The following is a 12,671-nucleotide window of genomic DNA, read 5'->3' as shown; positions in this document are numbered from 1 at the left end:
CCGGACAGGCGCGAAGGCGGGACGCCCCGCCGGCGGATCGGCGGAGGCCTTAGCATCAAATGGCGGTTCGGGGAAGCCGCCGCGACGCCCCGCTCGCTTGCCCGGCTGCCGGCGAGCGTGCATAACGCGCGCGCGACGCGCCGCGCGCTGGCGCGGACGCTCCCTGGCGGCGCAGGACCTTGCGCGAAACATCGGTGATGCGAGACCCTCATGGCCCGCAAGAAGTCTGCCTTTCGGACGTGGCTGTCCGGTCGTCGGCTGCGCTGGCTGGTGCTGCGCGCGGTCGGAGCGGTTGCGCCGTCGCTGGTCGCCCGGGTTCATTTTTCCGCGCGCTCGGTGCGCGCCGAGGAGGCCGCGCGTCACGTCGTTGAAAACGCGCGCGAGCCGGTTGTCCTGCGCCATTCGCCGGCGGAGGCGCGCGACATACTCGCGCCCGCCGCCCGCACCGACACGGGCGACACGCGCGGAACGGCGGCCGGCACGGGCGCGATGCGCTATCAGACGATGTATCTGGCCGACTGCGCGATCCTCGGTCACACCCGCAGCGTGGTGCGCCGGCGCGATTGCGCCCTGGTGAATTACGACGCGTCCCCCGGCAACTGGAATTACGCCAAGCCGGCGCGCCTGCGCGCGCTGTCCGCCGGGCCGGAGCCGCATGTGCTGCTCGACGGGACCGGGCATTTCTTTCATTTCTTCGCCAACGGGCTCATGCCGGTGCTGCGCTATCTGGAACGCGATCCGCAGGCGCGGATCACGCTGGTCGTGCCGACGCGGCTCTTCGGATTCGAGGCGGAAACGCTCGCCGCGCTCGCCGCCGCCTTTCCCGGTGTGACGTTGAAGCCGCTTGCGCGCGACGAAAAGATCGTCGGCGCCGAGGTGCTGTGGCTGATGGCGCTTTGCACCGATTATGAATGGATGCCGGTGACGCGGGCCCGGGCCACGGTCCTGCGCGAGATGCTTCAGCGCCACTGGGCGGCCGGCGGAACGCCGGTCGCGCCGCCGACCGCGCGTCTCTATCTCGATCGGGGGGAGGCGAAACTGCGCAGGCTGACCGACGCGGCCGAGGTGCGCGGGGGTCTGGAGCGGGCGGGGTTCCGGTCCTTCGTCGCGCATGCCGGCAATTTCCCGGAGCAGGTCGCCGCGTTTCACGGGGCCGAGGAGATCGTCGCCGTGCATGGCGCCGGCCTGACCAATCTCCTCTTCTGCCGGCCGGGCACGCGGGTGATCGAGGTCTTCCCCGAGAACTTCATCAAGAGCACCTACTTCTGGCTCGCCCGCCAGCTGGAGCTCGACTATCGCTATGTCATCGGCGGACCCGGCGATTACGATCAGGCCTTCGCGGCGGGCGCCGATCGTCTCGCCCGCGCGGTGACGGCCCGCGTCTGACGGGCTTGTGCGGGGACTTCCGGCACGCGCGTCGCCGCGCTTGCTTTTTCGCTCACCGGCAGGTGGCCAGGAGGTCGCCGAGAGGGGTTTTCGGATCGCCGATCCTGTCCGTCGGCGGCGTCAGCCCCGCCTTCAGCAGCTTGCGGGCGCTCATGTAGGCGCGCGGCGCGCCGAGCGCGTCGACGGCCACCAGGCGTCCCGAGCGGATGTACCAGTGCGAGCGGCCCTCGCCGGCGACATCGCGCACCACCACCGCGTCGCCCGGCGCCGACAGGCCGGCGATCTGGAGCTTCGTGGCGTATTGGTCGGACCAGAACCAGGGCTCGGGGGCATAGGCGTCGTCCGCGCCGAGGATGTTGCGCGCGACGAGCGCGCCCGTGTCGACCGCGTTGCCGACGCTTTCCAGGCGCAAGGGGCCGTCGGGCAGGTCGAAGGTCGCGCAGTCTCCGGCGGCCCAGACGCCCTCGCGGGAGGTGCGCCCGCGCGCATCGACGCGGATGCCGTTCGCGCAGGCGAGATCCGCCTGCTCGGCAAGCGCGGTTTCCGGCAGGGCACCGATCCCGACGACCACGCAGTCGACCGCGATCCGGCTGCCGTCGCCGAACTCGGCGGCCGTCACGCGATCCGCGCCGTGAAGCCGGACCAGCTGACAGCCGAGCCGCAGGTCGACGCCGTTCCTCCGATGGGTCTCGGCCAGCCAGTCGGCCGTCTCCGCTCCCGTGACGCGGGCGAGCAGCCTCGGCGCGCTTTCGATCAGCACGACCTCCAGACCGCGCGTGCGGGCCGCCGCCGCTGCCTCCAGACCGATGTAGCCGCCGCCGATCACCAAAAGCCGCGCGCCCGGGACGAGATCCGCGCGCAGCCGGTCGATGTCGGTGCGTGCGCGGATGGTGTGGACGCCGGCGAGCCGCCCGCCGATGGCCTCGGGCAGGGGGCGGGGGCGGGCGCCGGTCGCAATGACCAGATGGCGCCAGGCCAGCCGTTCGCCGTCTGCGAGGCGGACATGGCGACTTTCGAGTTCGATCTCCGCGACCCGCAGACCCGTGCGCAGGGTCACGTCGTGACGGGCGAACCACTCCGGCGGTTTCAGGGCGAGCCGGTCGCGTCCGACGTCGCCGAGCAGGTAGCCCTTGGACAGGGGCGGGCGCTGATAGGGGGCATCGGCTTCCGCGCCGATCAGCGTCACGGGCGCGGCGTAGCCGCCCTTGCGCAGGGTCTCGGCGACAGTGAGGCCCGCCTGGCCGGCCCCGACGATAAGCGTGCCGGCATCGGCGGCGTGAGAGGCGGCGGGCATGTCAGAACACCACCACCGAGCGGATCGACTTTCCCTGGCGCATCAGCTCGAACCCGTGGTTGATCTCGTCGAGCGACAGGGTGTGCGTGATCATGGAATCGATCTCGATCTTGCCGTTCATGTACCAGTCGACGTAGCGCGGCACGTCGGTGCGCCCCTTGGCGCCGCCGAAGGCCGTGCCCTTCCACACGCGCCCGGTGACGAGCTGGAAGGGACGGGTGCTGATTTCCGCCCCCGCCGGTGCCACGCCGATGATCACCGAGACGCCCCAGCCGCGATGGCTGCATTCCAGCGCGGCGCGCATCACCTCCACATTGCCGGTCGCGTCGAAGGCGTAGTCGACGCCGCCGATGCGGTCGGCCTCCGTCTTCGTGAGATCCACGATGGCCTGGACGATGGAGCCGTCGATCCGGCTCGGGTTGAGGAAATGGGTCATGCCGAAGGCGCGCGCCATCTCCGCCTTGTCGTCGTTGAGGTCGATGCCGATGATCATGTCGGCGCCGGCCATGCGCAGCCCCTGGATGACGTTGAGGCCGATGCCGCCCAGGCCGAAGACGGCGGCCGTCGCGCCGACTTCCACGCCGGCGGTGTTGATCACCGCGCCGATGCCGGTGGTGACGCCGCAGCCGATGTAGCAGATCTTCTCGAAGGGCGCGTCGGGGCGCACCTTGGCGAGCGCGATCTCCGGCATCACCGTGTGATTGGCGAAGGTCGAACACCCCATGTAGTGGTGCACCGGCGTGCCGTCGAAGAGCGAGAAGCGGGTGGTGCCGTCCGGCATCAGGCCGCGTCCCTGGGTTTCGCGAATGGCGGTGCACAGGTTGGTCTTGCCGGACAGGCAGGACGGGCACTGGCGGCACTCGGGGGTGTAGAGCGGGATGACATGGTCGCCCGGCGCGAGCGTCGTCACCCCTTCGCCGACCTCCAGCACGACGCCGGCGCCCTCATGGCCGAGGATCGCGGGAAACAGCCCCTCCGGATCGGCGCCCGACAGGGTGAACTCGTCGGTGTGGCAGATGCCGCTGGCCTTGATCTCGACCAGCACCTCGCCGGTCCTGGGGCGCTCGAGCAGGACGTCCATGACCTGAAGCGGCTCTCCGGCCTTCAGAGCGACGGCGGCGCGCGTGCGCAGGGGAGCTTGCATGGGGAAAACCTCGATCAGTTGAGCGTTTGCGGGAGGAAGAGCACCAGGGGCGGCAGCAGGACGATCAGCGCCAGGCGCAGGATGTCCGCGACCCAGAAGGGCGTGATGCCGCGAAAGATCGTCGCGGTGGCCACATCCGGCACCACGGACTTGAGAATGAAGACGTTGAGCCCGACCGGCGGCGTGATCAGGCTGATCTCCGTCACCACCACCACGACGATGCCGAACCACACGGGGTCGAAGCCGAGCGCTGTGATGACCGGAAAGAACACCGGCACGGTGAGCACGATCATCGACAGGCTCTCGAAGACGCAGCCGAGCAGCAGGTAGATGAGCAGGATCATGGCCATCACCGCCATGGGGGGCAGGTCGTTGGCCGTGATCCAGCCGACCAGCGCCTCCGGCAGGCCGGCGATGTTGATGAAGTTGGAGAAGATCCAGGCGCCGATCAGGATGGCGAAGAGGGCCGCCGAGGTCATCGCCGTCTCGGTGAGCGCGGTCATCGTGATGCGCCAGGTCAGCTTGCGGCGCCAGAGCGCGATGGCGAAGGTGCCCATCGCGCCCATGCCGGCGGCCTCGGTCGGCGAGAAGGTCAGATTGAGCGGGGCGAAATCGAACAGGCCGTAAAGCCCGCCGATCACGAAGACGAAGAGCCCGAGCACCGCGAACACGCCCTTGAGCGCGGCGAGACGCTCGCGCCAGTCGCTGCGCTCGCCGGCGGGGCCGGCCTGCGGTCGGCGCGCCACGACGAAGGCCACGGCCCCGAGATAGAGCAGAATTCCGAGCAGGCCCGGCACGAGGCCGGCCAGAAACAGCGCCGCGATGGAGCTTTGCGTCAGCAGCCCGTAGAGGATGAGGATCACCGACGGCGGGATCAGGATGCCCAGCGAGCCACCGGCGGCGATGGTCGCGGTCGACAGCGCATCGTCGTAGCCGAAGCGGCGCATCTCCGGCATGGCGACGCGGCTCATGGTCGCCGCGGTGGCGAGCGAGGAGCCGGAGATCGCGGCGAACAGGCCGCAGGCGGCCACCGTCGCCATGGCGAGCCCGCCGCGCAAATGGCCGAGAAAGGCATAGGCCGCGCGGTAGATCTCGCGGCTCATGCCGGACTGATTGACGAAGAGCCCCATCAGCACGAACAGCGGAATGACCGACAGGCCATAATCGCGCGCGGCGTCGGTGATGAGCCGGGCGGACATGGACAGCGCGGCGGACATATTCGTGTGGAGCGCGTAGCCGACGATCCCCACCAGCCCCATGGAAAAGGCGATCGGAACCCTGATGAGGGCGAGCAGGAGCACGACGGCGAAGCCAATGAGAGCGGAAACCATCCGATGTCGACCTTCCGGAACTGAAGGGGAGGCATGTGACCAGCGAAGACGGTCAACGAAGACGGGCCAGCGAAACGGGTGCGACGCTGGCGGACGCGACGACGGGGAAAGGCCGACCGGCGCCTTACACGAGCCGGGGTCGCACGATCAGCAGGACGCCCCTGAGCACCATCGCGGCCGCGCTTGCGCCAAGCCCGATCACGATGCCGATGGCGATCCAGCCGACGGGCAGACGCAGATAGAGCGTCACCTCGCCGTAGCCGAGCGTGCGCAACGCCGCGACCCAGCATTTCTCGAGCGGCCAGAGCAGAGCCAGGCCGAAGACGATGTTCACGGCGGCGTCGCGCCAGCGGGCGAGCCAGGGCGGGATGGCCGTGTCCATCAGGTCCACCGCGATGTGGCGGTCGAGGAAACACAGCGCCGGCATGGCGGCGAAGACGGTCGTCGCCAGCAGCACCTCGGTGATTTCCGCCGCCCCCGGGATGGGGGCGTCGGCGAGGCTGCGCATCAGGACGTCGGCGAAGGTGAGCCCCATCATCGCGAAGAGGGCGAGGGCCGCCAGCCCGAGGGGGAGGCGCGCCGTGCGGCGCACCACGTTCGCGATCAGCTTCGCGATCGGGCTCGCGATCATTCGCGATCCCCGTCGCCGGTCTCGGCCATTACCTGGGCGACCCGCCGGTCGAACTGCGCCTTGGCGGCGGCCGCGTCGATGCCCTTCTCGGCGATGCGCGCCAGAACCTCCTCGCGCGCTTGCGTCACGATTGGAGCGAAGAGGGCGAGATCCTCCTCGCTGGCGACAAGGATCGGGCCGCTGTTGGCCTGCGTGCTTTCCCGTGCGACGGCGTCGCCGCCGTCCCACAGCTTGCCGAACAGCCGGCTCAACGGCGCGCCGACCAGCTCGGCGTCGAGTTTTTCGCGGATGTCCTCGGGCAGGGCCTCCCAGCGGTCGCGGTTCATGAGGACGGCGAAGGAGCCGCGGTAGAGCCCGCCCGGGACCTCGAACATCACCGGGGCCACCTCGTCGAGCTTGAAGCCGAGACGGCTGTCGATGTTCATGGTGACGCCGTCGGCGGCGCGCGCGGAGAGGGTTTCATAGACCTTGGTGGCCGGCACCTGGATGCCGATGCCGCCGAGGGCGGAGAGCACCTGCGCGCCGACCCCGCCCGGCGAACGCAGCTTCAGCCCCTCCACATCGGCGAGCCCGGAGATCGGATCGGCCAGATGCAGTTGCGCGGGGCCATGGGTGAACATGGCCAGCGTCTTGAACTCGCGCTGCTCGCCGGCGGCCGCCAGATGATCGCGCCAGACGTCCCAATAGGCGGCGGAAACAGCCTCCGCCGTCCCCTCCACGCCGGGAAGCTCGGCAAGCTGGGCGGTGACGAAGCGGCCGGGATTGTAGCCGTGGAAGATGTAGGTGATGTCGGCGGCGCCATCGAGCACGAGGTCGGCCATCGCCGGCGGCGGGGCGAGGCCGAGCTTCACCTCCGCCGTCACCCGGCCGTCGGTGATCTCCTCCAGGCGCTCGATGAAGGCCGGCCACATCTGCGAGTTGGCGACATGGGTGGGCGGCGCCCAGGACGCGATGGTCAGCGTGGTTTCGGCCTCGGCCCGCACGGGCTGCGGCGCGAGCGCGGTCAGGCTGATGAGGGCCGTCAGGGCCGAAGCGGCAATGCGTTTCATGTCGGTTTCCTCCCGGATTGTCCCTCTTTCGGGGCTTGCTCCGTCTTGGCTGGGGGTGGGTGTCAGACCTGGGTTTCGGGGATGGTGATCACGGCGCCGTCGAGCTGCGGGCCGACCGCGATCTGACAGGACAGCCGGCTGGTCGGGCGGGCCGTCACGGCGGCGAAGTCGAGCATGTCGCGCTCCGCCTGTTCCGCCTCCGGCAGTCCGGCGAAATGGGCCTCGTCGACAAAGACATGGCAGGTGGCGCAGGCCATGGAGCCGGCGCATTCGGCGACGATTCCGTTCACGTCGTTGGCGATGGCGGTTTCCATCACCGACCGGCCGTCGACGGCGTCGATCTCCTTGCGGGTTCCGTCGGGCTCGACGAAGGTGATCCGGGCCACGTGGTCTCTCCTTGGTTCGGGCGTTGCGGGGTCGGCCGACGGCTAGGCCGCCGCGCCGCCGAGGCGGACCCGCAGCGCCTGGGGTCCGCGAAACGACAGGGTCGGCGTCCAGGACATGGGCTGATCCGGCACCAGGCTCATGTGCGGGAAGCGCGCGGTCATTTCCTCCAGCAGGATGCGCAGTTCCAGCCGCGCCAGCGGCGCGCCGAGGCAGGTGTGCAGGCCGTTGCCGAAGGCCACGTGGTCGCGCGGGTTGGGCCGCGTCACGTCAAAGGCCTCGCCCTGCGCGAAGGTCGCCTCGTCGCGGTTGGCGGAGGCGATCGACAGCAGCAGCCGGGCGCCCTTCGGCAGGTCCTGGCCGGCCACGGTGACGGGCTCGCGCGCCGTGCGGCGCCAGGCGACGACCGAAGGCGCGAAGCGCAGGCCTTCCTCGACGGCCGCCGGGATCAGCGCGGGGTCGTCCAGGAGCTTGCGCCACTGGTCGGGATGGCGCAGCAGCGCGTGGAACATGTTGCCGGCGGCATTGGTCGTCGTCTCATGACCGGCGAGCAGAATGCCGAAGACGAGCGAATTGATCTCGTTGATCGTCAGCGTCGCGTCGTCGCCGTCGCGCGCGGCCAGCAGGAAGCTCGGATAGTCGTCCTTCGGCGCGTCCATGCGCGCCTTCACCAGAGCGACCGCGTAATCCCAGAAATCGGCGAGATCGGCCGCCGCCTCGGCAAGCTCGGCGTCGGTGGGGCGGCCCCAGATCATGTTGAGGCGCAGATCGCCCCACTTCTTGATGGTGCGCGGATCGAAGTCCGTCTCGCCGAGCAGCAGGAAGGCCGCCTGGGCGGGGAACTCGTAAAAGACCGCGTCGACCAGATCGACCTCGTCCCGCCCGGCCGCGCGTTCCGCCTCCAGACGGTCGAGATATCCGCGCACCAGATCGCGCAACGCGTCTTCATAGAAGGAGAAGCGGCGGACGTTCAGAAAGCGGGCCGCGATCTTGCGAATGCGCGTGTGGCGCGGCGGATCGCAGGCGACCTGCACCGCCTCGTTGGTGAAGTTCCGGCTCTTGAGATAGGCCGCGACGCTCTGCGGCCAGGGACAGATCGGCTGGGTGGCGATTTCGGCGGAAAAACGCTCGCTATCGGCGAGGATGCGGCGCACGTCCTCGCGGCGCGTGACCACCCAGTAGTCGATCCCGGGCGAATGGAAGATGGGCACCTCGGGGCGGATGTCGGCGAAAAAGGCGTGCATGCCCTCATGCGCGAACGGGGCATGGGTCGCGCTCGCGTGCTGCATGGGGCATTGCGCGCGCTGGCGGTCCGCCACGGGCCCGGCGGTCTCGGTCATCGGCTTTTCTCCCTCGCAGGCAGCGGATGGCTGCCTTGGGACGGGACGCTAACGCCGTCTTTGTTGTCATGTCAACATAATGTTGACATGACAACGATCGGCGTTGCCAAGAGCCGGAGGGCACGGCAGACTGAGGCCATGACAGGTGAGACCGATCTTGACTTGCCGGACGAGATGTTCCTCGTGCGGGTGGACCACGAGGAGACGGGCGACACGCGGGAAACCCTGAGTTTCTCGCGCTCGCCGACCGTTCTTCTGACCTTCGCGGCGAACCGCTTCACGCGCATGGCCTCCAAGATCTACCAGGAGCGCTACGATCTTGGCGCGATGGACTGGCGGATGCTGGTGATGCTGACGCGCGAGCCGGGGGCGACCGCGGCGCGGGCGTCCGAGACCATCGGCATCGACAAGGGCGCGATCAGCCGCTGTCTGCACCGGCTGGAGGGCAAGGAACTGGTGCGCGCCGGCGCGCTTCATGCGAACGGGCGCAGCCGCGGCTGGTATCTCACAGCCGCCGGCCAGACGCTCCACGACACCATCCTGCGCGAGGCGCTGGAGCGCCAGCGCCGGCTGTTTCAGGGGTTCAGCAAGGCGGAGGTCGAGGCCCTGTGCGACATGCTCCAGCGGTTTCTGGAAAACCAGAAGTCCCTAGTGGCCGAGCCCGGTGGCAGCCGGCCCGACTGAGCCCGCGCGGGGGACGAACGCAAACGGCGCCGGTCTTGCGACCGGCGCCGTTTTCTCTTTCGGACCTGTTGCAGCCGTCCCGGGTCAGAACAGGACCGAGGGCAGCCACAGGGCGATCTGCGGGAACATCACCACCAGCGCCAGACCCAGGATCTGCAAGGCCACGAAGGGCAGGGCCGCGAAGTAGATGTCGTTGATCGTCACCTGCGGCGGCGCCACCGAGCGCATGTAGAACAGATTGTACCCGAACGGCGGGGTCAGATAGGCCGACTGCATCGACAGCACGAAGAGGACCGCGAACCAGGTCGTGTCGAAGCCGAGATCGCGCACGATGGGCACGAAGATCGGCACCGTGATGAAGATGATCGCGAAGTCGTCCAGGAACATGCCGAGCAGGAAATAGACCGACAGCATGAACAGGATCACCACCATCGGCGACACGTTGAAGTCGTCGATCAGATCCGCGACCACGAAGCCGCCGCCCAGACCCACATAGACCTTGGAAAAGAAGACCGCGGCCAGGGTGATCCACATCAGCATGCCCATCAGCTTGGTCGTGGACAGCATGACGTATTGGAGCGTCGGCCAGTCCAGCCGGCCGCGCATGGCGGCGATCGCCAGCGCGCCGAAGGCGCCGATCGCCGAGGCCTCGGAGGGCGAGGTCACGCCGCCGATGATGCAGCCGAGAACGGTGGTCACCAGCAATCCCGGCGCGATCAGCGAGCGCAGGGCCTTGATCTTCTCAAGTCCGCTCACCCGCTCGCTCGCCGGGGCCGGCGGGCCCATCTCCGGCCGAAGCCGGCAGCGGATGAGAACGTAGAGAATGTAGATGCCGGCCAGCATCAGGCCCGGCACGACGCCGGCGGCGAACAGCTTGCCGACCGATTCGCGCGCCAGGAACGCGTAGATGATCATCAGAACGGACGGCGGGATCAGAAAGCCGAGCGCGCCGCCGGCCATGATCGTGCCGGTCACCAGCCGCTTGTCGTAGCCGCGCTTGAGCATCGCCGGCAGCGCGATGATCCCAAGCGACACGGTCGCGGCACCCGACACGCCGGCCATCGCCGCGATCAGCGCGCAGATCAGCACCGTGCCGATGCCCAGACCGCCCGGCAGGCCGCCCATCAGCTTGTGGATCATCCCGAACAGGTCGTCGGTGATGCCGGAGCGTTCGAGCACGAGGCCCATGAAAATGAAAAGCGGCAGCGAGACGAGCAGGAAATTGTCCATCGCCCCGTAGGCGGAGGCGACGAGCAGATCGAGACCGCCATCGCCGAAAATGAGGAAGGCGGCGCCGGCGCCGGAGATCATCAGGGCGAAGGCCAGAGGCGCGCCCATGATCATCAGCACCAGCATCGAGGCAAACATGATGCCCGTGATGGCCGCCGGATCGAGATCGACCATGAGTTTCCTTTCTGCACGCGTCGCCATGCGGCGACAGGCGTGGAACAGGGAGGCGGTGCGCTCAGTCCTCGGTGATCGGGCGTCCCGCCAGCCGAAGCCCGGCGCGCACGATCTCGGCGAGCACCTGCAGCATCAGCAGGGCGACCGCCACCGGGATCACCGTCTTGAAGGGATAGAGCGGCGGCTGCCAGATGGACCGCGCGGAGTATTCCCGGGCCGCCCACGACTCGGCCGCGAAGCCGATCGCCATGTCGAGGAACACCGCCAGCACCAGCATCAGCAGCCCGAACACGATGAGATCGCACAGCGCCTTCAGCCACTCGGGCATCAGCCCGTAAACGACCTCGGAGCGCACATGCGCGCCGTGCCGCAGCGTGTAGCTGCCCGCCAGGATGCAGAACGTGCCGTAGAGCATGGTCGACAGCTCATGCGCCCAGATCGTCGGGGACCCGAAGAAATAGCGGGCCACGATTTCCCACATGAGGGCGCCGACCATCACCAGCGTCAGCCAGGCAATGGACCGCCCGACAAGGTCGGACAGCCCATCCTGCGCCACGAGATATCGGGCGACCACCGTCATCACTTCAGACGGCCCTGCGCCTTGGCGTTTTCCACGAGGATCTCGATCGCCTTGGCGGTGCGCTCCGACTTCGCGGCCTCTTCCTGCCAGACCGCCTGGGCGGCCTCGGTCAGGCTGGCCGAATCCTCGGCCGGAAGCGTGGCGAAGGTGAAGATCTCGCCGTTGCCGGCCTCGATAATCCGGTCGTTGCCGTCCTCGAGCCAGGCATGGATGTCGGCGGCATACTGGTCGATCGCCTCCTGCAGGATCGCGCGATGCGCGTCCGACAGGCCGTTCCAGGTCTCGGGGTTGGCGATGATCGTGTCCGTCCAGCCCGGGTTGAGCATGTTCAGGAACGTGTAGTGGGTCGCCACCTCGTTCAGCTTGAGCTGCTCGTATTCGACCGGACCGCCGTAGATCGCGCCGTCGATGACGCCCGTCGACAGGCCGACATAGAGCTCTTCCGCCGGCAGGTAGACGGTCGGAATGTCGAAGGACTGCAGCACCTTGGCGACCTGGCCGGTGGCGCGGATCTTCATCGACTTGAGATCTTCCAGGCTCGACACCGGCTCCTTGGTCAGAAGGTCGTAATCCGACCCGTAGCCGCGGCCGATCAGCTTGACGCCCTTTTCCGCGTAGGCCTCGTCCAGCAGCTTGGCGAAGGTCTCGTTGGCGAAGATCGCGGCCGCCTCGTCCCTGGAGGTCCAGAAGCCCGGCAGACCGGCCTCGATGTTGCCCATGTCGACCATGCCCGGCCAGTAGCTGCCGACGCCGTAGGCGATGTCGATGGAGCCCTTGGAGACCGCGTCGACGAATTGGTCGGAGGCGACGAGTTCGCCGCCGCGCAGGTAATGGATGCGCAGCTTGCCGTCCGACTTCTCCTTCACCGTGTCGCGGAACTTCTTGGCGATATGGTCCACCTCGGTCCCGTAGAAGGTATGGAAGCGGATGCGCGTGGTGTCCGCAAGCGCGACTTCGCCCAGCAGAACCACCGCGGCGAGACCGGCGGCGATACGTCCGACCGTCTTGAACTTGAACATGTTTCCTCTCTCATAGACCCTGCCCGCCCGAATGTTCCGGGGCGGGTACGCGAGGTGAGCGCGTCGCCCGTTTCGCCGGACGACCGCCTGGTCGCGACCGCCGCGATCCGCGCGGCCGACCGACCGCCCGGACCCGGAAGTCCTCCCGCCCCAACCCCTAACTTCGCGCAGTATTTTGCGCAATAAAAAATATGATTGTTCTGTTATTTTTGGCGCATGGTCGGGAAAATTGCGTAAATTCCGAGTCTTGTGCCGGATTATTGAGCGCGGGGAAGTGGAGCGCGCGCAGGCGCGAGGGCGGCAGTACGGCAGCGGTGCCGGCGCCGGAGAACTACGCTCGAAGGCCAAGTAATGCGCGGCCCCGATTATCGAGCGACTTGCCTGTGTCCCGCCGCGCCGGAGGCGGCGCGTGGTCTGACGATGGC

12 protein-coding genes are annotated in these 12,671 nt (G+C 68.3%); 2 read left to right on the top strand and 10 right to left on the bottom strand.

From position 1 onward, the window contains the following. Positions 1-210 precede the first annotated feature (210 nt). On the top strand, positions 211-1,386 hold the full coding sequence (locus ABL312_RS13995) for a glycosyltransferase family 61 protein (protein WP_349358016.1): 1,176 nt from the start codon (positions 211-213) through the stop codon (positions 1,384-1,386). A gap of 52 nt (positions 1,387-1,438) precedes the next feature. Here the strand turns inward: ABL312_RS13995 and ABL312_RS13990 are convergent, their stop codons facing one another. The 7 genes from ABL312_RS13990 to ABL312_RS13960 all read right to left on the bottom strand — a co-directional run bounded on the left by ABL312_RS13990 (position 1,439) and on the right by ABL312_RS13960 (position 8,559). Beyond that, a complete protein-coding gene (locus tag ABL312_RS13990; protein ID WP_349358015.1) occupies positions 1,439-2,680 on the bottom strand; it encodes an FAD-dependent oxidoreductase in 1,242 nt (413 codons plus the stop codon). A gap of 1 nt (position 2,681) precedes the next feature. Next, positions 2,682-3,812 (bottom strand): S-(hydroxymethyl)glutathione dehydrogenase/class III alcohol dehydrogenase, encoded by a 1,131-nt coding sequence (locus ABL312_RS13985; RefSeq protein WP_349361415.1) that lies wholly within the window; start codon positions 3,810-3,812, stop codon positions 2,682-2,684. A 26-nt stretch (positions 3,813-3,838) separates the two neighbouring features. Then, a complete protein-coding gene (locus tag ABL312_RS13980) occupies positions 3,839-5,155 on the bottom strand; it encodes a TRAP transporter large permease (RefSeq protein WP_349358014.1) in 1,317 nt (438 codons plus the stop codon). A gap of 124 nt (positions 5,156-5,279) precedes the next feature. Then, positions 5,280-5,786, bottom strand: a complete 507-nt coding sequence (locus tag ABL312_RS13975; protein ID WP_349358013.1) for a TRAP transporter small permease — start codon at positions 5,784-5,786, stop codon at positions 5,280-5,282. After that, entirely contained in the window at positions 5,783-6,835 is a 1,053-nt protein-coding gene (locus ABL312_RS13970; RefSeq protein WP_349358012.1) for a TRAP transporter substrate-binding protein, read from the bottom strand. The genes ABL312_RS13975 and ABL312_RS13970 overlap by 4 nt, the downstream gene beginning before the upstream one ends. A 62-nt stretch (positions 6,836-6,897) precedes the next feature. Then, on the bottom strand, positions 6,898-7,221 hold the full coding sequence (locus ABL312_RS13965) for a 2Fe-2S iron-sulfur cluster-binding protein (protein ID WP_349358011.1): 324 nt from the start codon (positions 7,219-7,221) through the stop codon (positions 6,898-6,900). A 42-nt stretch (positions 7,222-7,263) separates the two neighbouring features. Then, positions 7,264-8,559, bottom strand: coding sequence for a cytochrome P450 (locus ABL312_RS13960; RefSeq protein ID WP_349358010.1), 1,296 nt, complete (start codon positions 8,557-8,559; stop codon positions 7,264-7,266). A gap of 138 nt (positions 8,560-8,697) precedes the next feature. Here ABL312_RS13960 and ABL312_RS13955 point away from each other — a divergent pair, with 138 nt between their 5' ends. Continuing rightward, entirely contained in the window at positions 8,698-9,243 is a 546-nt protein-coding gene (locus ABL312_RS13955) for a MarR family transcriptional regulator (protein WP_349358008.1), read from the top strand. 84 nt (positions 9,244-9,327) lie between these two features. On the opposite strand, the gene ABL312_RS13950 is transcribed toward ABL312_RS13955, so the two are convergent. The 3 genes from ABL312_RS13950 to ABL312_RS13940 form a co-directional block, all read right to left on the bottom strand. Then, positions 9,328-10,647: a TRAP transporter large permease subunit gene (locus ABL312_RS13950; RefSeq protein WP_349358006.1), complete on the bottom strand. Its 1,320-nt coding sequence runs from the start codon at positions 10,645-10,647 to the stop codon at positions 9,328-9,330. A 61-nt stretch (positions 10,648-10,708) separates the two neighbouring features. Then, positions 10,709-11,221: a TRAP transporter small permease subunit gene (locus tag ABL312_RS13945; protein WP_349358005.1), complete on the bottom strand. Its 513-nt coding sequence runs from the start codon at positions 11,219-11,221 to the stop codon at positions 10,709-10,711. Between the two features lie 5 nt (positions 11,222-11,226). Then, positions 11,227-12,246 carry a TRAP transporter substrate-binding protein gene (locus ABL312_RS13940; RefSeq protein ID WP_349358003.1) on the bottom strand — a complete coding sequence of 340 codons (1,020 nt, stop codon included), beginning with the start codon at positions 12,244-12,246 and terminating at the stop codon, positions 11,227-11,229. Between the last annotated feature and the right edge of the window lie 425 nt (positions 12,247-12,671).

This window comes from Stappia sp. (genome assembly GCF_040110915.1).
Taxonomy (GTDB): Bacteria; Pseudomonadota; Alphaproteobacteria; order Rhizobiales; family Stappiaceae; genus Stappia.
This window is presented reverse-complemented; position numbering and strand designations above follow the sequence as displayed.